The organism is Dietzia cinnamea NBRC 102147 (assembly GCF_001571065.1).
Classification (GTDB): domain Bacteria; phylum Actinomycetota; class Actinomycetes; order Mycobacteriales; family Mycobacteriaceae; genus Dietzia; species Dietzia cinnamea.
The window spans coordinates 1-21,863 of record NZ_BCSW01000025.1 but is presented as its reverse complement, the minus strand read 5'-3'; the positions used below and the strand labels follow the sequence as shown (position 1 = coordinate 21,863).

18 protein-coding genes are annotated in these 21,863 nt (G+C 71.1%); 5 read left to right on the top strand and 13 right to left on the bottom strand.

The window, feature by feature from the left end:
• Positions 1 to 74: 74 nt before the first annotated feature.
• Positions 75 to 1,004, bottom strand: coding sequence for a type IV toxin-antitoxin system AbiEi family antitoxin domain-containing protein (locus DCI01S_RS10250; protein WP_244881699.1), 930 nt, complete (start codon positions 1,002 to 1,004; stop codon positions 75 to 77).
• A 393-nt stretch (positions 1,005 to 1,397) separates the two neighbouring features.
• Between DCI01S_RS10250 and DCI01S_RS10245 the strand changes: the two genes are divergently transcribed.
• A complete protein-coding gene (locus DCI01S_RS10245; RefSeq protein ID WP_061229122.1) occupies positions 1,398 to 2,102 on the top strand; it encodes a nitroreductase in 705 nt (234 codons plus the stop codon).
• 42 nt (positions 2,103 to 2,144) lie between these two features.
• Here the strand turns inward: DCI01S_RS10245 and DCI01S_RS10240 are convergent, their stop codons facing one another.
• Together DCI01S_RS10240 and DCI01S_RS10235 are read right to left on the bottom strand one after the other, a co-directional pair.
• Positions 2,145 to 2,384 carry a hypothetical protein gene (locus tag DCI01S_RS10240; RefSeq protein WP_061229121.1) on the bottom strand — a complete coding sequence of 80 codons (240 nt, stop codon included), beginning with the start codon at positions 2,382 to 2,384 and terminating at the stop codon, positions 2,145 to 2,147.
• A gap of 4 nt (positions 2,385 to 2,388) precedes the next feature.
• Positions 2,389 to 3,063: an IMPACT family protein gene (locus DCI01S_RS10235; RefSeq protein WP_061229120.1), complete on the bottom strand. Its 675-nt coding sequence runs from the start codon at positions 3,061 to 3,063 to the stop codon at positions 2,389 to 2,391.
• A 140-nt stretch (positions 3,064 to 3,203) separates the two neighbouring features.
• Between DCI01S_RS10235 and treZ the strand changes: the two genes are divergently transcribed.
• On the top strand, positions 3,204 to 4,949 hold the full coding sequence (gene treZ, locus DCI01S_RS10230) for a malto-oligosyltrehalose trehalohydrolase (RefSeq protein ID WP_232303120.1): 1,746 nt from the start codon (positions 3,204 to 3,206) through the stop codon (positions 4,947 to 4,949).
• A 12-nt stretch (positions 4,950 to 4,961) separates the two neighbouring features.
• On the opposite strand, the gene ilvA is transcribed toward treZ, so the two are convergent.
• The 6 genes from ilvA to lspA all read right to left on the bottom strand — a co-directional run bounded on the left by ilvA (position 4,962) and on the right by lspA (position 13,154).
• Positions 4,962 to 6,236 (bottom strand): threonine ammonia-lyase IlvA, encoded by a 1,275-nt coding sequence (gene ilvA / locus DCI01S_RS10225; protein ID WP_082767741.1) that lies wholly within the window; start codon positions 6,234 to 6,236, stop codon positions 4,962 to 4,964.
• Positions 6,237 to 6,323: 87 nt separating this feature from the next.
• Positions 6,324 to 9,869 (bottom strand): DNA polymerase III subunit alpha, encoded by a 3,546-nt coding sequence (gene dnaE / locus DCI01S_RS10220; RefSeq protein WP_061229117.1) that lies wholly within the window; start codon positions 9,867 to 9,869, stop codon positions 6,324 to 6,326.
• A 35-nt stretch (positions 9,870 to 9,904) separates the two neighbouring features.
• On the bottom strand, positions 9,905 to 10,837 hold the full coding sequence (rarD, locus tag DCI01S_RS10215) for an EamA family transporter RarD (protein WP_109149080.1): 933 nt from the start codon (positions 10,835 to 10,837) through the stop codon (positions 9,905 to 9,907).
• Between the two features lie 37 nt (positions 10,838 to 10,874).
• The gene (locus DCI01S_RS10210) at positions 10,875 to 11,636 is read right to left on the bottom strand and encodes a hypothetical protein (RefSeq protein WP_063935653.1); all 762 of its coding nucleotides are present in this window, start codon (positions 11,634 to 11,636) and stop codon (positions 10,875 to 10,877) included.
• Entirely contained in the window at positions 11,633 to 12,559 is a 927-nt protein-coding gene (locus DCI01S_RS10205) for an RluA family pseudouridine synthase (protein WP_061229116.1), read from the bottom strand. The genes DCI01S_RS10210 and DCI01S_RS10205 overlap by 4 nt, the downstream gene beginning before the upstream one ends.
• Positions 12,552 to 13,154, bottom strand: coding sequence for a signal peptidase II (lspA, locus tag DCI01S_RS10200; protein ID WP_061229115.1), 603 nt, complete (start codon positions 13,152 to 13,154; stop codon positions 12,552 to 12,554). The genes DCI01S_RS10205 and lspA overlap by 8 nt, the downstream gene beginning before the upstream one ends.
• A gap of 69 nt (positions 13,155 to 13,223) precedes the next feature.
• Between lspA and DCI01S_RS10195 the strand changes: the two genes are divergently transcribed.
• Positions 13,224 to 14,294 carry a hypothetical protein gene (locus DCI01S_RS10195; RefSeq protein WP_167349555.1) on the top strand — a complete coding sequence of 357 codons (1,071 nt, stop codon included), beginning with the start codon at positions 13,224 to 13,226 and terminating at the stop codon, positions 14,292 to 14,294.
• A gap of 31 nt (positions 14,295 to 14,325) precedes the next feature.
• Here the strand turns inward: DCI01S_RS10195 and DCI01S_RS10190 are convergent, their stop codons facing one another.
• The gene (locus DCI01S_RS10190) at positions 14,326 to 14,817 is read right to left on the bottom strand and encodes a WKL family lipoprotein (protein WP_061229114.1); all 492 of its coding nucleotides are present in this window, start codon (positions 14,815 to 14,817) and stop codon (positions 14,326 to 14,328) included.
• 163 nt (positions 14,818 to 14,980) lie between these two features.
• Between DCI01S_RS10190 and DCI01S_RS10185 the strand changes: the two genes are divergently transcribed.
• Complete coding sequence (locus DCI01S_RS10185; RefSeq protein ID WP_232303119.1) at positions 14,981 to 16,066, top strand: asparaginase; 1,086 nt, start codon at positions 14,981 to 14,983, stop codon at positions 16,064 to 16,066.
• 330 nt (positions 16,067 to 16,396) lie between these two features.
• Here the strand turns inward: DCI01S_RS10185 and DCI01S_RS10180 are convergent, their stop codons facing one another.
• The 3 genes from DCI01S_RS10180 to DCI01S_RS10170 form a co-directional block, all read right to left on the bottom strand.
• On the bottom strand, positions 16,397 to 17,857 hold the full coding sequence (locus tag DCI01S_RS10180) for a DNA polymerase IV (protein WP_061229112.1): 1,461 nt from the start codon (positions 17,855 to 17,857) through the stop codon (positions 16,397 to 16,399).
• 53 nt (positions 17,858 to 17,910) lie between these two features.
• Positions 17,911 to 21,129: an isoleucine--tRNA ligase gene (gene ileS / locus DCI01S_RS10175; protein WP_082767740.1), complete on the bottom strand. Its 3,219-nt coding sequence runs from the start codon at positions 21,127 to 21,129 to the stop codon at positions 17,911 to 17,913.
• 285 nt (positions 21,130 to 21,414) lie between these two features.
• The gene (locus DCI01S_RS10170; RefSeq protein ID WP_061229111.1) at positions 21,415 to 21,627 is read right to left on the bottom strand and encodes a hypothetical protein; all 213 of its coding nucleotides are present in this window, start codon (positions 21,625 to 21,627) and stop codon (positions 21,415 to 21,417) included.
• 35 nt (positions 21,628 to 21,662) lie between these two features.
• Between DCI01S_RS10170 and DCI01S_RS17735 the strand changes: the two genes are divergently transcribed.
• Positions 21,663 to 21,863: hypothetical protein (locus DCI01S_RS17735; protein WP_218001316.1), on the top strand; the 201-nt coding region annotated here is incomplete at its 3' end.

Here is a 21,863-nt window from a genome sequence, read left to right as displayed (position 1 = left end):
GTTCCTAGGGCAAATCGATCTGCGGAGGGCGGATCGAGGTTCGAGGGGCGGATTGTGACGGTCAGCCGCCGTAGTCAGGCGGCGGCCGGGTACATCACGCTCCGAAGGCGCTGCACCAGGAGCCGAGGCTTGTCGAGATCCGCCCAGCGCCAGTGGAGCACCCGGTAGCCCAGAGCCATGAGCGCGGCATCTCGATCTTTCTCCACACCCAGTCGGCGCCGGGCCTCTGTCGCATCCACGCCATCGAGGTACTTGCCGAAACCGTCGCATTCGCCGATCAGACCGAGCTCCGGCCAGAGAAAGTCCACGCGAGCGACGAAGTTGCCGTGGGTATCGAAGATGTCGACCTGTGTCTGAGGCTCAGGAAGACCGTAGTCCGCGAAGATCAGGCGACTGCGGGTCTCCGCGACGCTCTCGCTGCGGGCATCGACTCGCGCCAGCGCGGCCCGCGCGCGTTTGACACCGGATTTACCGGCCGCGCGGCTCAGCGCGTCGTCCACCGACGCCGCAGTGACCGCCTCCGCCTTGAAGGCCGCATCTGCGACTGCCACGCTCGCCGGTGGTGCGCACGCCCTGGCCACGTCCACGATGGTGCGTTTTGGGCGGGTCACGCGGAGCCCGTCGACCACGTGGACGTCGTCTTCCGCCAACGGGGTCACGTCATGCCTGGTCAGCCTGGTGGTACGGGATCTCTGGGCGTACCCGGCGCGGGACAACGACACGGTTCCGAGTGGCAGATCCCAGCCCGGCAATCCGAGGACGAGTGCTGCCGACCAGTGGGTGAACACCGGGCATCCGAGGGCGCGGTCCGCCGCCAGCACCATGAGCAGGTGCCGCTCCTCTCGCCCGAGCTCTCGCGTGGACCGGTCGACGTAGAAGCCGGGCCGCAGGCGGATGAGATCGCCCGAGGTGACCGCTCTACCGAGCGACTGGGTGCTGAAGCCGGCCGCCATCAACTGCTCAGTCGTGTGGAGAAGTGCTCGCAGGTCATCGAAAGTAGCCATGGTCAGATCCTCGGTGCTCATCTGGCCGGTTCCGGCTCATCCCGGTGCTCGACTCGTTCTCCTGTGGATCACGCCGGCGACTGTGACTGCGTGCTCGCAGCCAACTGACCTGCCTCATCGCCGCTGTCGGGGCGGCGAGTGGACGAGTTCCCGCCGGGCGATCCGGATCCTCACGACTTGCTTCCGACGGCCGAAAGTCCCGTCAGAGTGGACATCCAGCCGTAGCCGGCGTGAGCCTCCGATGCGGCCGTGGGCGTTCTGCCCCTCGGATCGCGAGTTGCTCCAGGAGTTCCTAGGGCAGGTGACGATCCGAGGGGCAGATCGTCGGGGGGCCCGAGCCGGGGCGCCATGGGAGACTGGGATCACACCACCCCGCAGCTCGCTGGAGGACCCATGACCGACGCCGCCTCGATCGCTCCGGCGACACTCGACGCCGCCGCCACGCTCGAGCGGATCCTCGACGAGCGCTACAGTTGCCGCGGCTTCACCTCGGAGCCGGTGCCTGAGGAGACGATCGAGCAGATCCTGCGGATGGCCCAGCGCACGGCATCGTGGTGCAACTCGCAGGCCTGGCAGGTCGACCTCGTGACCGGGGACGCGACGGCCGCGTTCAGCACGCACCTCACCGAGCACGTGTTGGCCAACGACATGCGCTCGGATTTCCCGGCGCCGGAGCGGTACGACGGCGTCTATGGGGACCGCCGGCGGGCCAGTGGCTACGGCCTCTATACCGCGCTGGGCATCGAGCGGTCGGACCAGGAGGCGCGACTGCGCCAGATGCTGGAGAACTACCGCTTCTTCGGCGCCCCCCACGTCGCGATCATCACCTCGGACGCGGGCCTGGGCACCTATGGGGCAGTCGACTGCGGCGGGTACGTCTCGACGTTCCTGGCCGCGGCCACCTCACTCGGCGTGGCGACGTGCGCGCAGGCCGCGATCGCCCTGTATTCCGACGCTGTCCGCGAGCACCTGTCGATCCCGGCCGACCGGCTCATCGTGTGCGGGATCGCCTTCGGCTACGCGGACGAGAACCACCCGGCCAACACGTTCCGCGCCGAGCGCGCGGACCTGGGCGACGTCGTGCGCCGCCACGGTTAACCTGCATCCAGCCGTTCGGGCCGGCGAGCGGCTGGCGACGGCTCAGTACAGCTCGCGCTTCTGGTCCGGCTTGCCGGAGATCGCCTTGCGGACCTTGTTGCCGTGGTAGATCGTCAGAATCCCGGCGATGATCGCCACCAGCGTAAAGAACGAGCTCGCGAACAACGCGATCGGCAGCGACACCACAGTCACACCCAGCGCGATCGCCGTGTTCCGCGCATCCTTACGGACCTGCTGCTTCTGGGCCTCGATCGAGTTCGGCTGGTAGGGCTGCATGCTCATACGTTCAGGATTCCATATCCGGGCGTGTCGCCGCGGTCTCGGTGGTCGCGACCCCCGCCTCTGACCACTCGGCGCCCCCGGACGTGCGGGCGGCGAGGATCGGCCCGATCACCCCGAACTCCCCCGCCACCGTCAGCCCGACTCGACGGCCGTAGTCCACGTCGAGCACGCGGACGCCGGCCGAGCGCAGCGCCGCCTCGAGTCCACCGGCGACGGAGTGGTCGACCACGGCCTTCCACGCGGGGGTCCGGGTCACCTCCACGACGCGCCCGTCGGTCCACGCCTGCTCGACGGCATCGCTCACCGCGGCGGAGTAGGCGCGGGCGAGGCCGCCGGTGCCGAGCTTGGTGCCGCCGAACCACCGGACGACCACCGCGCACACGCCGGTCAGCCCGCTTCCCCGCAGGACGTCCAGCATGGGGGTCCCGGCGGTGCCGGAGGGTTCGCCGTCGTCGTTGGTCCGCTCGATCGGGCCGGCCCCGGGGTCGCCCACGATGAAGGCACTGCAGTGGTGGCGAGCCGCCGGATGCGCGGAGCGGAGGTCGGCGATCAGGGCGCGGGCGTCCTCCTCGTCGTCGCACCGTCTCAACACCGCCACGAACCTGGAGCGCTTCTCCTCGTACTCCCCCGTCACGTCCGGACCGGCGGAGAGCCTGAGCACGGGCGGCAATGCGGTCATGCCCCCAGTATCGCGCCCGGTGGCGGTGACGCGGCGCGGCGGTCCGACCCGACCCCTCACCACGGGCACCGGTTTTCCCTACGCTGGGTGATGTGACCTCTCCGAGCGCATCGACCTCGTCCACAACCACCGGCGCCGACATGTTCTCCGTGTGGGCGCCGGAGGCACGCGCGGTGGGGCTGGTGCTGGACCACCCCGACGCCGATCCCGTCCCCATGCGGCGTGCCGCGGACGGCTGGTGGACGTGCGGCGTTGCCCGGGAACAGGGCAGGGACTACGGGTTCGTGGTGACCGGCGACGACGACGAGGTCGGTCCGCCGCGTCCCGACCCGCGGTCGACGCGTCAGCCGGACGGGGTGCACGGGCTGTCGCGGGTCCACCGCCTCGACCCGTCCCGCTGGACGGACGCGGCGTGGACCGGCCGGCAGCTGGCCGGGTCGGTGATCTACGAGATGCACGTGGGCACCTTCTCGACCGGCGGGACGCTGATCAGTGCGATCGAGCACCTCGACGAGCTGGTCGAGCTGGGCGTGGACATGGTCGAGGTGATGCCCCTGGGCGCGTTCAACGGCGAGTACGGCTGGGGTTACGACGGCGTGGCGTGGTTCGCCGTGCACGAGCCGTACGGCGGGCCGGACGCGTTTCAGCAGTTCGTGGACGCCTGCCACGCGCGCGGCCTGGCGGTGTGCCTGGACGTGGTCTACAACCATCTGGGCCCGTCGGGGAACTACCTCCCGGAGTTCGGGCCGTATCTCTCGGCCGCGGACGGGCCGTGGGGGTCGGGACTGAACCTCGACGGCGAGCACTCGGGCGAGGTGCGGCGCTACATCATCGACAACGCGCTGCGCTGGTTCGACGAGTTCCACGTCGACGCACTGCGTCTCGACGCCGTGCACGCGCTGCACGACGCGTCGGCCGTGCACCTGCTGGAGCAGCTGGTGGTGGAGGTCGAGTCGCTGTCCACCCATCTCGGGCGGCCGCTGTCGCTCATCGCGGAGTCCGACCAGAACGATCCGCGGACCGTCACCGCGCGGGAGGCCGGCGGGCTCGGACTGGACGGGCAGTGGGTCGACGACGTGCACCATGCCGTCCACGCCGCGGTCTCCGGAGAGCGACAGGGCTATTACGTGGACTTCGGGTCGCTCGAGTCGTTGCGGCAGGTGCTCACGGGCGCGTTCCTGCATGCGGGAACCTATTCGACCTTCCGGGGTCGTGTGCACGGGCGGCCGCTGGACGTGGATCGGGTGCCGGGTAGTCGGTTCGTCGCCTACACGCTGACCCACGACCAGGTGGGTAATCGCGCGGCGGGCGATCGGCCGTCGATGAATCTCACGCCGCAGCAGCAGCTGGCCAAGGCCGCGATCGTGCTGTGTTCGCCGTTCACGCCGATGTTGTTCCAGGGCGAGGAGTGGGGTGCGCGGACGCCGTTCTGCTTCTTCACCTCGCATCCCGAGCCGGAGCTGGCCGAGGCGGTGCGGCAGGGACGGACGCGCGAGTTCGCGGCGATGGGTTGGGATCCCGACACGGTGGCGGACCCGCAGGATCCGGAGACGTTCCGCCGCTCGGTGCTCGACCGCTCGGAGCAGGCAGCCTATGAGCACGCTGAGATCCTGCGCGTCTACCGCGCGCTGATCGCCCTGCGCAAGGCCGAGCCGGAGCTGAGCGATCCGTGGCTCGCGCCGGTCCGTGTGGAGTGCGGTGTGGAGGCCGACGACGACCGCTGGCTGGTGGTCCATCGTGGATCGTTGGCGTTGGTGGTGAACCTGGGCACCGAGCCGTGCCGGGTCCCGCTGGCCGGCGAGGCGGTGCTGGCCTCTGCTGCGGTGGTCGACGCCGAGTCGGTGTTCTGCCAGGCGTTCGGGTTCGCGGTGGTGCGGACACGCTGACGCCCGGTCGGGTCAGGTCAGGTATTCGTACGCCGCAGTACCTGGCTCGAGACGCTCGCAGTCGATGCGGGAGGCGTCCATGCGCTCGAGCAGTGAGTGCAGACTGGTGGCCGACCCGAGCTCGATACCCACCAGCGCCGCACCGAACTCGCGGTTGTTGCGCTTGAGGTACTCGAACTGCGTGATGTCGTCCTCGGGCCCCAGAACCTCGTCGAGGAAGCGACGCAGCTGGCCCGGCTCCTGCGGGAACTTGACCAGGAAATAGTGCTTGAGGCCCTTGTGGACCAGGGACCGCTCGATGATCTCGCTGTACCGCGAGACGTCGTTGTTCCCGCCCGAGACGATGCAGACGACAGTGGCGCCCTCGTCGATATCGAGCTGGTGGAGGGCCGTCACCGCCAGCGCGCCGGCGGGCTCACAGATGATCCCCTCGTTCTGGTACAGCTCCAACATCTCCGTGCACACCGCGCCCTCGTCCACCGTGAGGACCTGGATTTGCTCGGTCATCGAGGAGATGACGCTGAACGGGAAGTCACCGAGCCGGGCGACGGAGGCGCCGTCGACGAAGGTGTCGACCGTGTCGAGGGTGACGGGCTCCCCCGCTTCCAGAGCCCTCGTCAGCGACGGGGCGCCAGCGGGCTCGACGGCGATGATCTTGCAGTCCGGCGCGTACTCGGCCAGATAGGTCGCGATGCCCCCGGCCAGCCCGCCCCCACCGACCGGGACCACCACGGCGTCGGGGACCTCGTCGAGCTGCGCGAGGACCTCGGCGGCGATCGTGCCCTGCCCGGCCATCGTGTCGGGGTGGTCGAACGGCGGCACCATGGTCGCTCCGGTGCGCGTGGCGTCCGCGCGGGCAGCCGCCTGGGCGGCGTCGAAGTTGGCCCCCGTCACCACGAGCTCGACCCAGCTGCGGCCGTGGGCCAGGATTCGGTCGCGCTTCTGCTTGGGCGTGTTGGTCGGCACGTAGATGCGGCCGTTGATCCCGAGGACCCGGCAGGCGAACGCCACGCCCTGGGCGTGGTTGCCGGCGCTGGCGGTGACCACGCCCGCGCTGCGTTCGTCGCCGGTCAGCTGCGCCATGAGGTTGTACGCACCGCGGATCTTGTAGGAGCGAACCGCCTGCTGGTCCTCCCTCTTGAGCAGGATGCGCGCGCCGGTCTGCTCGCTGAGCCGCTCGCTGACCTGCAGGTCGGTCGACCGGATGACGTCGCCGATCCGGCGGGCTGCGGCGTCGATGTCGTCGGTGGTCACGACCTGGGTGGGCGCGGGTTCGGTGGCGGTCACAGCCACCAGTGTCCCACCGCCTCCGCGATCACCGCCAACCGGTCACCGCGTGGCCACCCGGCGAAGCACGCGTGCACCGCGGTCCGGTCAGCCCGCGAGGCAGCCGGCGCCGAGTAGCGCCTTGAGGTCCCCCATGAGGGAGGACGACGTCTCGACCCGCAGTTGATCGTCGAGCCGCAGGACTGTCGAGGAGCTGCCGTTGACCAACCGCAGATGGACGTCGGAGGGGCCGGGGTGGCGGACGAGGACCTGCTTGAGCGCGGTGACCGTCTCGATGGTGCACATCCGCGTCTGCAGCGTCAGCGCGAGGGGCGCGCCGTTGCCGCCGACGACCAGGTCCGGCACCTCGAGGGTGTCGCCGAAGACCGACACGCGGTCCTCACGGATGTTGATCCTCGCTTTGACCAGCACGACCGCGTCCTCGGCGATGTCCAGTGCAGCGATCCGGTAGGTCTTGGGGAAGAACAGCACCTCGACGCTGCCGTTGAAGTCCTCGATCGTCACGATCGCCCACGGCTCGCCGTTCTTGTTCACCCGCCGGTCGACCCCGGAGATGATCCCGCCGATCGTCACGGCGGTGCCGTGGGCCAGCTCGCCCTCATGGATCGTGGCGATGTTCGTGTCGGTCTTGGCCTCCAGTGCGGCCTCGAGCCCGTCGAGCGGGTGGCCGGAGACGTACAGGCCCAACATCTCGCGCTCGAGGGCCAGTTTCTGCTTGGTGTCCCACTCCTCATCGGGCACGCGGACGGCGAACACGTCACCGAAGCCGGCGTCGGCCGCGGTGTCGTCTCCCCCACCGAAGAGGTCGAACTGGCCGACGGCCTCGGCCTTCTTGGTGGACATCACCGATTCCACGGCGTCGGCGTGGACCAGGAACAGGCCCTTGCGCGGATGGCCGAGCGAGTCGAAGGCGCCGGCCTTGATGAGCGACTCGGTGACCTTCTTGGTGCAGGCGGTCTGGTCGATCTTGGCGAGGTAGTCCGAGAAGTCGGTGAACTCGCCCTTGGCCTCACGCCCGGCGACGATCGAGTCCACGACCTGTGCGCCGACGTTGCGCACGGCACCCAGGCCGAAGCGGATGTCCTCGCCGACGGAGGCGAAGTTGGTCAGCGACTCGTTGACCGACGGCGGGAGCACCCTGATGCCCATCTGCCGGCAGTTGGACAGGTACAGGGCGGCCTTGTCCTTGTCGTCCCCGACGGAGGTGAGCAGCGCGGCCATGTACTCGGCCGGGTAGTTGGCCTTGAGGTAACCGGTCCAGAAAGACACGAGGCCGTAGCCGGCGGCGTGCGACTTGTTGAACGCGTACGAGGCGAAGGGCTCGATGGTGCCCCACAGCGCGTCGACGGCCTCCTTGGAGAACCCGCGCTCGAACATACCGCCCGAGAACTTCTCGTACTCCGCGGCCAGGACCTCGGCCTTCTTCTTACCCATGGCCTTACGGAAGCCGTCGGCCTCACCGGCCGTGTATCCCGCGAGCTCGCGGGAGATGGCCATGATCTGCTCCTGGTAGACGATCAGGCCGTGGGTCTCCCCGAGGATCTCCTTGAGCGGCTCCTCCAGCTCAGGGTGGATGGGCACCAGTTCCTGCTTGCCGTTCTTGCGGTCGGCGTAGTTCCAGTGCGTACCCATGCCCATGGGGCCGGGCCGGTACAGCGCGAGGGCGGCCACGATGTCGTTGAAGCCGGTGGGCTTCATCCGCTTGAGCAGCTCGCGCATGCCGCCGGAGTCGAGCTGGAACACGCCCAGGGTGTCACCGCGGGCGAGCAGATCGTACGTCGCCTGGTCGTCCGTGCTCAGCGTGTCGAGGTCGATCTCCTCGCCACGGTTGAGCTTGATGTTCTCCAGGCAGTCACCGATCACCGTGAGGTTGCGCAGGCCCAGGAAATCCATCTTGAGCAGGCCGATGTCCTCACACGACGGGTAGTCCCAGCCGGTGATGAGGGCTCCGTCCTGCGCGCGCTTCCACATGGGGATCACGTCGAGCAGCGGCTCGGAGGACATGATCACCGCACACGCGTGAACGCCGGCCTGACGGACCATGCCCTCCAGCCCGCGGGCCGTGTCGTAGATCCGCTTGACGTCGGGGTCGGTCTCGAGGAGTTGGCGCACCTCGGCGGCCTCGCCGTACCGCTCGTGCTTGGGGTCGGTGATCCCGGACAGCGGGATGTCCTTGGCCATGATCGGCGGCGGCAGCGCCTTGGTGATGCGGTCGGCGATCGCGTACCCGGGCTGGCCGAAGTTGACGCGGGCGGCGTCCTTGATGGCGGCCTTGGTCTTGATGGTGCCGAAGGTGATGACCTGGGCGATCTTGTCGGCGCCCCACTTGTCGGACGCGTAGCGGATCATCTCGCCGCGACGCCGGTCGTCGAAGTCGATATCGATATCGGGCGCGGACGGCCGCTCGGGGTTGAGGAACCTCTCGAACAGCAGTCCGTGCTCGATGGGGTCGATGTTGGTGATCTTCAGCGCGTACGCCACCAGCGCGCCGGCGGCGGAGCCTCGGCCGGGGCCGACCTTGATGCCGATCGAGCGGGCGTGCTCGATGAGGTCGCCGACCACGAGGAAGTAGCCGGGGTAGCCCTTGCCCTTGATGACCTCGAGCTCGAAGTTCGCACGCTCGATGTACTCCTGCGGCACCCCGTCGGGGAAGCGCCACTGCAGACCCTTGTGGACCTCCTTGGCCAACCAGGTGTCCTCCGTCTCGCCCTCGGGTACGGGGAACTTGGGCATCCGGTCGCGCGGGGTCCAGATGTCGTCGTACGGCTGGACACGCTCGGCGATCCACAGCGTGTTGTCGCAGGCGCCGGGGACCTCGGAGTCCCACTGGGCGCGCATCTCCTCGGCGGACTTGAGGAAGTAGCCGTCCCCGTCGAACTTGAAGCGGTTCTCGTCGGCCAGCGTCTTGCCGGTCTGGACGCAGAGCATGGCCTCGTGGGCGTGGGCCTGCTCGCGGGTGACGTAGTGGCAGTCGTTGGTCACGAGCGGCGGCATGCCCAGGTCCCTACCGAGCTTGAGCAGGTCCTCGCGGACCCGACGCTCGATGTCGATCCCGTGGTCCATGAGCTCGAGGAAGAAGTTGTCCTTGCCGAAGATCGACTGCCACTTCTCGGCGGCCTCGTAGGCCTCCTTGATGTGGCCGAGGCGCAGGCGGGTCTGGATCTCGCCGGAGGGGCAGCCGGAGGTGGCGATGATCCCCTCGGAGTACTCGGCGAGGATCTCCGCGTCCATGCGCGCCCACTTGCCCAGCTGCCCCTCGTACGAGGCCAGCGAGGACAGCCGGAACAGGTTGCGCAGGCCGGTGGCGTTCTCGGCGACCATCGTCATGTGCGTGTAGGCGCCGGAGCCGGCGACGTCGTCACTCTTCTGGTGCTTCTCGCCCCACAGGATGCGCTTCTTCTCGAACCGCGACTCCGGGGCGACGTACGCCTCGATCCCGATGATGGGCTTGACCCCGGTCTTCTTGGCCTGCTTGTAGAAGTCCGAGGCGCCGTACATGTTGCCGTGGTCGGTCATCCCAACGGCCGGCATACCCAGACGTGACGCCTCCGCGAACAGCGGGTCGATCTGCGCCATCCCGTCGAGCATCGAGAACTCGGTGTGATTGTGCAGATGCACGAACTGATCGCCCACGAAAGCACTCCTCCTACGGACTCGTCCGCCACAGTCTAGGTCGGATCACCGACAGTCCTCGAACCCCCAGGACGGGCCGCGCGCGGCGTGCGACCGGCCAGCGTGAACGCGATGACGGCGGTCCAGATGAGCGCGAAGCCCACCCACTGGACGGCGTCGAGTCGCTCGCCCACGACGAGCAGTCCCCACGCCATCTGCAGCACCGGGACGATGTACTGCAGCATGCCGACGGTGGCCAGCGGGATGCGCTGCGCGGCGACGGCGAACAGCAGCAGCGGCACCACGGTGACGAGGCCGGAGGCGGCCAGCAGCGCGGAATGCCCCGCACCGTGCCCGGTGAAGGTGCCCGCGCCGGACGCGCCCAGCCAGACCAGGAAGGCCACCGCGACGGGCGTCGTCACCGCGACCTCGCCGAGCATCCCGGTCACCGGATCCACGCGCAGCTTCTTCTTGAACACGCCGTACAGACCGAAACTCACGGCGAGGATCACCGACAGGTACGGGAAGTGACCGTATCCGGCGGTGAGGACCCCGACGGCGACGACGGCGAGGGCCACCGCGAGCCACTGTGGGCGGGTGAGCCGTTCGCGGAAGACGATCACGCCCAGCAGCACGCTGACCAGCGGGTTGATCGTGTACCCCAGTGCCGCCTCGGTGACCCGCTCGGAGTTGACCGCGTACACGTAGACGCCCCAGTTGGCCGAGACGAAGGCGGCCGCACCCCCGATGCGGGCCCAGGAGGTGCGGTCCATGGCGCGCACCCGCCCCCAGCCGCGCAGCAGCGTGACCACGATGGCCATGACGACGAACGACCACACGATCCGGTGCGCGAGGATCTCGACCGCCCCGGCGGGCTCGAGCAGCGGGAAGAAGGCGGGGAAGAAGCCCCAGAGCGTGTACGCCGCGACGCCGGCCGCCATGCCGACGGCGACCGTCCTGTCCTTCTCCCCTGCCGCCTCACCGTTCACCGGCGCAACCCTAGCGCCGGTCGCCCGCGGTGGCCGGTCAGGCGGGGGGTACGGGGGCGGCGTCCGGGAGCGGCAGGGCCGAGTCGACCTGCTGAGGCAGCAGGGGCCGGACGGCGAAGCGCCCGTACACCGCGTCGGGGGGCAGCGCCTCCACCGCCCGCACACCGCGGTGGTCGGCCACCGCGCGCAGCTGTCCGGTCGTGCCGCGCACGAGCAGGCCGATGATCGCGGGCTCCCCCGCCCGGATGCGGGACGCGGTGAGCGCGGCGGCCGCGGCGGCCCGGTCCGATCCCGCCGGGGCCGGATCGAGCCGCGCGGCCGCCTGCTCGAGGCCCCGGCCGAACACCGCCTCGCGCCCGGCCTCCCCCGCCACCGGCTCGGCCAGCGCCACGTCGGAAACGGGCATCGCGACCCCCTCGACCGGCACCTGCACGGACAGCCCCGAGACGCGCGGCAGACCCCGCACCGCGCCGGCGGCCTCGGCGACCGACCACGCCTCACCCGCGCTGACGAGGGCCCAGCGGTGGGCGTCGGGGTCGCGGGCGCGGCCCTCGTCGTCGTCGCCATCATCACCGGATCCCCCCGGGACGTCCGTCCCGCCGCCCACGGTGACCAGTGAGGCGGCCGCGCGGTCGAGGTAGTCGCCGACGCGCTCGCCGGGGTCGGGGCCCAGGGCGTCGCTCATCACCCCCGGGCTCCGCGGGAGCTCGGTGCGCAGCGCGGTGAGGATCGTCACCAGCGCCAGGACGACCACCACCCCCACGCCGGCGGCCCGCAGCAGCCGCGCGGCGCCGGTCATGCGTCGCGGAGGACGTCGATCGCGTGCTGCAGGTCGTCGGGGTACCGGCTCGCGAAGTCCACGCGCGCCCCCGTGCCCGGATGCTCGAAGCCCAGGCCCACCGCGTGCAGCCACTGCCGCTCGAGCCCCAGCCGCCGCGCGAGGACCGGGTCCGCGCCGTACGTGAGGTCACCCGCACACGGGTGGTGCAGCGCCGAGAAGTGCACGCGGATCTGATGGGTGCGCCCCGTCTCGAGCTTCACCTCGACCAACGTCGCCGCCTGGTGCGCCTCGAGGGTGTCGTAGTGCGTGATCGACGGCTTGCCGTCGGAGGTGACCGCGAAGCGCCAGTCGTTCGACGTGTGCCGGCCGATCGGCGCGTCGATCGTCCCCGAGAGCGGATCGGGGTGGCCCTGCACCAGCGCGTGGTAGGTCTTGTCGACAGTCCGGTCGCGGAACGCCCGCTTGAGCAGCGTGTACGCCCGCTCCGACGCCGCCACCACCATGAGGCCGGAGGTCCCCACGTCGAGGCGGTGGACGATCCCCTTGCGCTCCGGCGGTCCCGAGGTCGAGATGCGGTACCCGGCGGCGGCCAGGCCGCCGATCACCGTGGGACCGGTCCACCCGACCGAGGCGTGCGCGGCCACACCGACGGGCTTGTCGACGACGACGATGTCCGCGTCCGAGTACACGACCGCCATCCCCTCGACCGGCTCGGCGACCACCGCCGGCTCGGCCCGCGGCTCCGGCATCTCTACCTCGATCCAGGACATCCCGGTGAGCTTGTCGGACTTGCCCACGGTGCGGCCGTCGAGCAGAACCTTGCCCTCGCCGGCCAGGTCCGCCACCGCGGTGCGCGAGATGCCCAACAGCCGGGAGACGCCGGCGTCGACGCGCATGCCGTCGAGACCGTCCGGCACGGGGAAGTTACGCAGCTCACCCATCGGCCGGGTCCCCCTTGGCGACGGGGGCGGCGTCGTCCGACACGCGCGAGCCGTCGAAGTCGATGTTGCGCAGGACCGCCACCGCCACCACGATCACACCGGCGACCAAGCAGGAGTCCGCCACGTTGAACACCGGCCACCAGCCCACGGACAGGAAGTCCACGACGTGGCCCTGCAGGATCCCGGGCGCCCGGAAGTAGCGGTCCACGAGATTGCCGGCGGCGCCGCCGAGGATGAGGCCCAGCCCCCACGCCCACCATGTGGAGTGGACGCGGCGGGAGAACCACAGCAGCCCCAGCACCACGACCGTGGCGACGACGCTGAGCACGACCGTCGACTCCGTACCCATCGAGAACGCGGCGCCGGGATTGCGCAGCAGCACCAACCGCACCGTGTCACCCACGAGCTCGATCGGGCGGGCGTTCTCCAGGTTGGCCACCGCGAGCACCTTGGTGACCTGATCGATCAGGACCACCACGCCCGCGATCGCCAGCATGACCGCCGGCCCCGCGCGGAAGTACCCGGGCGCGGTGGCCCGAGGTCCGGGTGTGCTCGCTCCCGCGGCGTCAGGCCGCGTGCCGTCGGTCTCCGTCATGCCGCCCAGTATCCCTGATGATGTCGCCGACCCGACGGCTGCGGGTGGGCGACCCTCTAGGCTCGGGGCGTGGACCCGCGATCGACCGTCATCCCCGGCCCCTCCCGAACCACCCGCCGCGAGCGTGGCGGCGACCGAGGACGGGGTGGCCGCGGCGGCTCCGGTCGACGTCTCCTCGCGGCCGCGCTCGCGGCCACCCTCGTAGTCGGTACCGCCGGGTGCGCCGACGACGACGCCTCTGACCCCGCCGCCTCGGGGCAGGCGACGACCACCGGGGCGGGCGCCGCTGCGGACCCGGACGCGCAGGCGCTCGAGCCCGAGGTGAGCGTCGACCCCGGACCCGCCCCCACCGTGGAGCTGGTGGACGCCGGGCAGGGCGAGCGGCGGGTACTCGCCTACGCCCCGTCGCTCGAACCGGCGGTCGTGGCCGTGACCCGTGCAGCCACGTCCCGCACCGAGGTCCCGGGTTCCGAGCCGAGGGTCGACGACACTCCGGAACAGACACTCACCCTGGAAGGGCGTTCCGAACCGGACGTCGACGGCGCCCAGCGGGCGACCGTCACCGCGCGCGAGTTCACCTCCGTCGACGACCGCCGGTCCGCGCAGTTCGCCACCGCGCCCGGTTTCACCGTCACCTGGACCCGCAGCGCCGACGGCGTCATCCGCGAGCTCTCACTGGCGGCACCGGCGGGTGCGACCGACGCCGCTCGCGCCGGCGTCGAGATCACCGCCAACGCGATCTCGGACGCGACCGTCGCGTTCCCCACCGAGGAGATCGGCGTGGGCGCCCGGTGGACGGTCACCCGGCAGGTCGACGACGCGGTCGCCCCGACCCGGGTCACCACCTACGAGCTGGTGGACCTCGACGGCGACGTCGCCACCGTCCGGTCACGCACCGAGGCCCCCGATCCGCAGGACACCCTCACCGCACCCGCGCCCGACGGCGGGCCGGGCGTCACCCTGGACGTGGAGTCCTACGACGTCTCCGGCTCCGGCGAGCTGACGGTCGACCTCCGGGCCGCCCTGCCGGTGGGCGGGACGACCGAGTCCTCCACGCGGACCGCCTACGTCGACCCGGATTCCGGACGACGGTCGACCTACGAGGAGGACTCGGAACTGAGCTTCCGCACGGTGGACTGACCGCCGGCGCGGCGCCCGGCGGTCGCCCGGATCAGGCCGCGGCGCAGGTGGCCGGCGGCTGGAGCCCGGCGTTGGTGATCAGCGCGCAGGCGAAGGACTTCTGCAGCTGCCACTGGCCGTTCTGGTTGATGAACTGCGCCTGGACGTTGATGTCCTCCTGGCCCGGCTGGGTGATCACCGCGTTGGCGATGAGCGTGCCCGGGATGTCGCCCTCCGCCACGCCGGTGATCGTCACGCCGGCACCCTGCTCGGCCTTGAGGGCGGCGATCTGGTCGAAGATCTCGGGCGCCTCGGCACCCCCCTCGACGAGGTCGACCTTCTCCTCCACCGGAACGGCGGGATCGGACGCCCGGTCGAGGAGCCCGGTCAGCTCCGCGGCGGTGGGCACGGCGGCGGTCTCCTGCGCACTCGTGGTGGGCGCGGGTGCGGTCTCGCGCTCATCGCCTCCACCCCCACAGGCGGCGAGGCCACCCATGGCGAAAGCGGACAGGGAGAGAGCGGCGATGGTCCGTCGAAGACTCACGCGGGGGTCCTTTCGTCGAGATGTGGGGCACCGGGCATCCGGCGCCGAGCCGGTCCCGGCTCCGAACCGTGTCACCGGCCCAACGAACACTGGTCGGTCATTGTTCCATCGTCGGCGGCCCGGGTGTTTGACGACGAGCCGCCCGCACAGCACTGTGGACCGGGTGACCAGCGGCCAGACCAGCACCGATACCCCCCACATCGTGATCTGCACCACCGGCGGCACGATCACCGCCTCCACGACGCCCGAGGGCGCGGTGGTGGCCGGGGACTCCGATCCGGCCACGGCGGCGATGCTCGACGCGCTCCGCGCCGTGCTGCCCGGCGAGATACGGGTGAGCGCCCGCGCCGTCCTCGACGCCGACTCCTCCACCTTCGGACCCGCCGAGTGGGACCTGATCGTCGACACCGTCGCGGACGTCCTGGCCGACCCGGAGGTCTCCGGGGTGGTCGTGACCCACGGGACGGACACCCTCGAGGAGACCGCCATCGCGCTGGACCTGCATCACGCGGACCCGCGGCCCGTGGCGCTCACGGGCGCGCAGCGTGCCGCCGACCACCCCGAGGCCGACGGGCCCGCGAACCTGCTCGACGCGGTGCTGTTGGCCGCCGACCCGGTCTCCCGCGATCTGGGGGTGCTGGTGGTGCTCGGGCGGGCGATCCTTCAGGCCCGCGGGGTGCGCAAGTGGCACACGACCGATTCCGTCGCCTTCGCCCGAAACTCCCCCGAGCACCCGGTGGAGGACCTGCCGCCGGAGCTCGAGCGCCCCACGCTGACCGGGCGGGCCCGGTTCGCCGACACCCGGGTGGACGTGGTCGCCTGCCCGCCGGGCTCCGACGCCGCGGCGGTGAACGCCTGCGTCGACGCCCGCGCGCGCGGGCTGGTCCTGGAGGGTTCGGGGTCGGGCAACCTCCCGCCCCTGGTCGCCGACGCGGTGGCCCGGCTCGCCGAGGACCGGCCCGACATCGTGGTGGTGGCCTCCAGCCGGGTGCCGCGGGGCGAGGTGACCGCGACGTACGGCGGCCGGGGCGGCGGTGCCGAGCTCGCGGCCCGCGGGGTGCTCTCCGCCGGCTACCTGCGCTCGGGGCAGGCCCGTGTCCTGCTGGCCGCTCTCCTGTCCGTCGCGGAGGGGGCGGAGGCCGACGTCGACGTCGACGCTGACGCTGACGCCGAGACCCGCGCCGACACTGATGTCGATGCCGCGGCGCGGGTCCGCCGCGAGTGGTCGAGGTTCCACCTCTACAACTGACGAGCAGGCCCCGAGCAGCCCGAAAACCCCTCACCGCCGCGGGCCGTTGGCGGCGCGGGCCGAGCGGGAGAACAGCCGCCCGTCGCCATGGCGTCTCGCGCGCACCGCGGTGGGGGCGAGACGCCATGCCGGGGGGCGGCTGAGTCCGGGGCGAGCATGCGCGAACGCGAGGCGCCATCGGCAGGAGCGGCTGCGAACCGGGGCGCGCACGCGCGAACGCGAGACGCCATCGCCGGGAGCGGCTGCGAACCGGGGCGGGCATTCGCGGGCGCGAGACGCCATCGCCGCGAGCGGCTGCAGCTGGGCCGGGCGGCTGGCGTGCGAGGGGTGTCACCAGCCCAGGGAGTCCAGGGGGTCCGCGGGCTCGAGCGCCGGATCGTCCTCGGCGAAGGTGCGCATCCGGCCCGGCCCGGTCACCGCTGTCTCGAACCGCACAGAGACCCGCCCGTGCCCCGAGCCCTGCACCCAGCCGTGTCCGAACTCCGGGTGACGCACGTCCGCGCCGGTCTCGAACCGACGGTCCTCGCCCCGACGCCACGCCCCGATCGCCGGGAGTTCCCCCGCGCCCGTTTCCGCGGCAGCCCCCGCGCCCGCGGGCCCCGACCCGGCATCGGCCGGCTCGGACTCCTCCGTGGTCACGGTGGTGCCCACACCGACGATGTCTGGCAGGTCCTCGTCGTCGTCGACCCCCGCCCCCGGCCGCACGCCCAGGGTGAACTCCTGCTCGAACAGCGCGTCCTGGTGGAAGTCCGTCAGGCCCGCCACCCCCACGCCCAGAAGGCGGATCGCACCGAAGTCCACCGGATCCGGCGCCAGGGACCTGGCCACCGCGATGATCGTCTCGAGCGAGGTCGTGCCCTCCGGCAGCGTGTACGAGCGGCTAATCGACGTGAAGTCCGAGCGCTTGACCTTCACCGTCACCGTGCGGGCGGCACGCCCGTCGCGCAGCAGCCGCCGGTGCGCGGCCTCCGCCGCCCGTCGTACCGCCGCGGTGACCTGACCGGGCGTGGTCAGGTCGGCGGCGAACGTGCTCTCCGCGCTGATCTGCTTGGCCTCGGCCCGCTCGTGCACCGGCCGGTCGTCGTACCCGCGGGCGATCCGGGCGATCGCCGGGCCCACCGTCTTGCCAAGCGCGTGGGCCACGTCGTCGTCGTCCATCGCGGCCAGGTCGCCGATCGTCGTCACCCCGAACTGCGCGAGCCGCTCCCCCGCCACCGGGCCCACGCCCCACAGACTCCGGACCGGCAGCGGGTGCAGCACCCGCTCGTGATCGCGGCGCGCGACCACCGCGACCCCGTCCGGCTTGGCCAGCTCGGACGCGATCTTGGCGTACTGCTTGCCCGCCCCCGCACCGACCGAGGCCGGCAGCCCGGTGGCCTCGCGGATCGCCGCCCGCAGATCCTGCGCCCACCGCCGGGTGCGGTCCACGTCCGCGCCCCGCAGCCCGGGCGGCTCGAGGAACGCCTCGTCCACCGACACCTGCTCGACCACCGGCGCGTGCTCGGCGAACACCTCGAACACCCGGCGGCTCAACGCGCGATACACCGGCATCCGCGGCGAGACGAACACCGCCGACGGGCCGACGAGACGCCGGGCCTGGTGCGACGGCATCGCCGATCGCGCCCCGAACGCCCGCGCCTCGTACGAACACCCCGCCACCACGCCGCGGCCGCCCTGCCCGCCCACGAGCACCGGCCGACCCCGCAGGGTCGGCCGGGTGAGCTGCTCGCAGGAGGCGAAGAACGCGTCCATGTCGACGTGCAAAACCCAGCGGTCCTGTCCGTCGGTCACCGCCGCCTCCGTCGGCTCACGATCGCGTCCGTCAGGGGTCGGGTCCGGGCCGATCAGACCCGCGCCAGCGTCATCCGGACGCCCTCGGCGAGCTCCACCGCGTCCCCCTCGGCCGCGTCCAGGCCGTCCACCACCGCGAAGTCGGTCGCCAACACCTCGGCGGCGATGAGCTGCGCGTGCCGATCGGCCCACTCCCGGCGATCGGCCGGCACCGCCATCCGCACACGGATGCGGTCGGAGATGTCGAACCCGGCCGCGCGGCGCGCCTCCTGGATCTCGCGGATGCGGTCCTTGGCCCAGCCCTCCGCCTCGAGCTCCTCGGTCACCGTCAGGTCCAGCACCACCAGGCCGGTGCCGCCGGGCAGCGCGGCAGTCGACTCGGGATCGGCGGCGACGAGGCGGTGCTCGTACTCGCCCTCCTGCAGCTCGATGCCGCCGGCGGTGACCACCCCGTCGACCTCGGTCCAGTCGCCGGTCTTGGCGGCCTTGATGCAGGTCTGGACCTGCTTGCCGAGCCGCGGGCCGGCGGCTCGGGCGTTGACCGCCAGCTCCATCCGGCCGTGCGCGGCCACGTCGCTGGTCAAGTGGACATCACGGACGTTCACCTCGTCGGCGATGATGCCGGTGAACGGCTCGAGCCGCTGCGCGTCCGGCATCGCCACGGTGAGCGAGTTCAGCGGCAGACGCACCCGCAGGTGCTTGGCCTTACGGATCGAGGACACGGTCGAGCACACGTCGCGCACGGCCTCCATCGCCTCGACCAGCGCGGCGTCGCGGGGCAGCTCGTCCGCGGCCGGCCAGTCCACGAGGTGCACCGACTCCTCGCCGGTGAGCCCGGTCCACACGACCTCGCTCATCAGCGGCAGCAGCGGCGCAGCGAGCCGCATGGTCGTCTCGAGCACCGTGTACAGCGTGTCGAACGCGTCGCGAGAGTCCCGCCCGCTGTCCTCGCCCGCCCAGAACCGGGACCGCGACCGACGCACGTACCAGTTGGTCAGCGCGTCGGCGAACAGGCGCAGTTCGTCGCACGCGGCGGCGATGTCCGTGGCGTCCAGTGCCTCGGTCATGGCGTCGCGGGTCGAGGCCAACCGGGACAGGATGTAGCGGTCCAGCACGTGCTGGGAGTCCGTCCGCCACGTCGCCCGGCGGGAGGCGTACAGCTGGAAGAAGCTGTACGAGTTCCACAGCGGGAGCATGGCCTGGCGGACGCCCTCGCGGATCCCCTGCTCGGTCACCACGAGGTTGCCTCCGCGCAGGATCGGCGAGCTCATGAGGAACCACCGCATGGCGTCCGAGCCGTCACGGGCGAACACCTCGTTGACGTCCGGGTAGTTGCCCTTGGACTTGCTCATCTTGAGCCCGTCGTTGCCCAGGACGATGCCGTGGGCGGCGACGTGCGTGAACGCCGGGCGGTCGAACAGGGCGGTGGCCAGCACGTGCAGGGTGTAGAACCAGCCGCGGGTCTGCCCGTTGTACTCGACGATGAAGTCGCCCGGGTTGTGGGTCTCGAACCACTCCTTGTTCTCGAACGGGTAGTGGACCTGCGCGAACGGCATCGACCCGGACTCGAACCAGCAGTCGAAGACGTCGGCGACGCGCCGCATGGTCGACTTGCCCGTCGGGTCGTCCGGGTTGGGTCGGGTCAGGTCGTCGATGTACGGCCGGTGCAGGTCCGTGGGCCGGACGCCGAAGTCCCGCTCGAGCTCGTCCAGCGAGCCGTACACGTCCACGCGCGGGTAGGCCGGGTCGTCGGACTCCCACACCGGGATGGGCGCGCCCCAGTAGCGGTTGCGGTTGATGTTCCAGTCACGCGCCCCCTCGAGCCACTTGCCGAACTGGCCGTCGCGGACGTGCTCGGGCATCCACGTGATGTGCTCGCGGTTGAGCTCCACCATGCGGTCCCGGAACGCGGAGACCTTGACGAACCACGCGGGCAGCGCCATGTAGATGAGCGGCTGGCCCGAGCGCCACGAGTGCGGGTAGGAGTGCTCGATGGTCTCGTGGCGGATCAGTCGGCCCGCCGATCGCAGGTCGCGGGAGATGGGCGCGTTGGCGTCAAAGACCAGCTGCCCCGCGTACGGCGGCACCTCCGAGGTGAACTTGCCGTCCGGGCCCACCGGGATCACCAGCTCGATGCCCGCGGCGTCGCAGGCGTCCTTGTCCTCCTCACCGAAGGCCGGGGCCAGGTGGACGATGCCGGTGCCGGACTCGGTGGAGACGTAGTCGGCCGAGAGCACGACGTGCGCGTTCGGGTGTCCGGCGAAGAAGTCGAACGGCGGAGTGTAGCGCAGGCCCACCAGCTCGGAGCCCTTGACGACGGTCTCGACCTCGGCGTCGTCACCGAACTCGGCCGCGTAGACGCCGCGGCGCGCCTCGGCCAGTACGAATACACGGCCGGCGAAGGGCCCCGAATTGACCCGCACGACCGAGTAGTCGATCTCGGGGTGCACGGCGGCGGCGAGGTTGGACGGCAGGGTCCACGGCGTGGTGGTCCACACGAGGGCCTCGGCCCCGTGGAACGGGCTGTCCTGCGGCGCCTCGAGCGGCAGCCCCACGGTGACGGCCGGGTCCTGGCGCATCTTGTAGGCGTCGTCGAGCCGGGTCTCCTGGTTGGACAGCGGCGTCTGCTCGTACCAGGAGTACGGCAGGACGCGGAAGCCCTTGTAGACGAGGCCCTTGTCGTACAGCTGCTTGAAGGCCCACAGGACGGACTCGGTGAAGTCGATGTCGAGCGTCTTGTATTCGTTCTCGAAGTCCACCCAGCGCGCCTGGCGGTGGACGTACTCCTCCCACTCGTCGGTGTACTGCAGCACCGACTTCTCGCAGGCGGCGTTGAACTCGGCCAGACCCATCTCGAGGATCTGGGACTTCTCGGTGATCCCGAGCTGCTTCTCGGCCTCGAGCTCAGCGGGCAGTCCGTGGCAGTCCCAGCCGAAGCGGCGCTCCACCTTGTAGCCGCGCATGGTGCGGTAGCGCGGGATGACGTCCTTGACGTAGCCGGTGAGCAGGTGGCCGTAGTGGGGCAGGCCGTTGGCGAAGGGCGGGCCGTCGTAGAAGACGTACTCCTCCGCGTTCGCCCGGTTGCGGATGGACTCGCGGAAGGTGTCTCGCTCGTCCCAGCGGGCGAGGACCGTCTCCTCGAGGGCCGGGAACGAGGGGGTCTGTGACGTGGTACCACCGGTGAGGTCGACGATCGGGTACGCGCTGCCGGTGACACCGGCCTCGCCGGACGCCGGGTCGGCGGATTCGCGGTTCACGGGCTCGGTGCTCATGGTGGGGCGGACTCCTCACATAGGGGGCCCGCACGAGTTCGCATCCGTGGGGCCGGTCAGGCCTGCGCTCGGGGACGATCCGGCGGCGCCCAGCGCGCCACGGTCCGCGGTACCACCCCGTTTGGCGACGACGTGCGACGCCCACTCGTGGGTCGGGCTGTGACGGGCTCCCCCGTTCGGTTCTACTGAGCGGGTCCCGAAGCGGGACCGCGCCGTTCTTCCGAGCGCTCCCCGGTGATGGCCGGATCATCGCGCGTCCGACTCGGGGCCGGACAGTGTCCAATGTTACCCATCCGCCCGGACGTCCGCCTCTCCCGAGGGCCCGCGGGTGCGAGTGTCACGGTCCCCGCGCCCCTTGATGAGGTCGATCACCAGCAGCAACAGCCCCAGGGCTCCCACCCCGATGCATGCCCAGGCCCACCCGATCTGACCGGTCGCGACCGCGGCGACGAGAAAGCCGAATCCGAGGATCGTCAGTCCGAGCGCGGCGACGAGCATTCGTGCCTCCTGGGGGCGGTGCGTGGTGGCAGGGGATGCGCCACGCACTGTGGTGCGCACCCCTTGCCGTCGAATATACGTCGGTCCCCGCACCCTGGGCAGGGGCGGGGACCGTTCACGCCGCGCGGATCGGGCGCGTCACGCGTGAGGGGTCAGTCGGCGCGGTGGCCGCCGTCCTTCTTGGCCGCCTGGTCGGCGGCGCCACCGGCATCGGCGGGGGCCGCCGGGGCGGCGGA

What these genes read in the sequence shown, in the direction of transcription:
- DCI01S_RS10250 (WP_244881699.1), bottom strand. Translation starts at nt 1,004, where the DNA reads ATGGCTACTTTCGATGACCTGCGAGCACTTCTCCACACGACTGAGCAG.
- DCI01S_RS10245 (WP_061229122.1), top strand. Translation starts at nt 1,398, where the DNA reads ATGACCGACGCCGCCTCGATCGCTCCGGCGACACTCGACGCCGCCGCC.
- DCI01S_RS10240 (WP_061229121.1), bottom strand. Translation starts at nt 2,384, where the DNA reads ATGAGCATGCAGCCCTACCAGCCGAACTCGATCGAGGCCCAGAAGCAG.
- DCI01S_RS10235 (WP_061229120.1), bottom strand. Translation starts at nt 3,063, where the DNA reads ATGACCGCATTGCCGCCCGTGCTCAGGCTCTCCGCCGGTCCGGACGTG.
- treZ (WP_232303120.1), top strand. Translation starts at nt 3,204, where the DNA reads ATGTTCTCCGTGTGGGCGCCGGAGGCACGCGCGGTGGGGCTGGTGCTG.
- DCI01S_RS10210 (WP_063935653.1), bottom strand. Translation starts at nt 11,636, where the DNA reads ATGACCGGCGCCGCGCGGCTGCTGCGGGCCGCCGGCGTGGGGGTGGTG.
- DCI01S_RS10205 (WP_061229116.1), bottom strand. Translation starts at nt 12,559, where the DNA reads ATGGGTGAGCTGCGTAACTTCCCCGTGCCGGACGGTCTCGACGGCATG.
- lspA (WP_061229115.1), bottom strand. Translation starts at nt 13,154, where the DNA reads ATGACGGAGACCGACGGCACGCGGCCTGACGCCGCGGGAGCGAGCACA.
- ileS (WP_082767740.1), bottom strand. Translation starts at nt 21,129, where the DNA reads ATGAGCACCGAGCCCGTGAACCGCGAATCCGCCGACCCGGCGTCCGGC.
- DCI01S_RS10170 (WP_061229111.1), bottom strand. Translation starts at nt 21,627, where the DNA reads ATGCTCGTCGCCGCGCTCGGACTGACGATCCTCGGATTCGGCTTTCTC.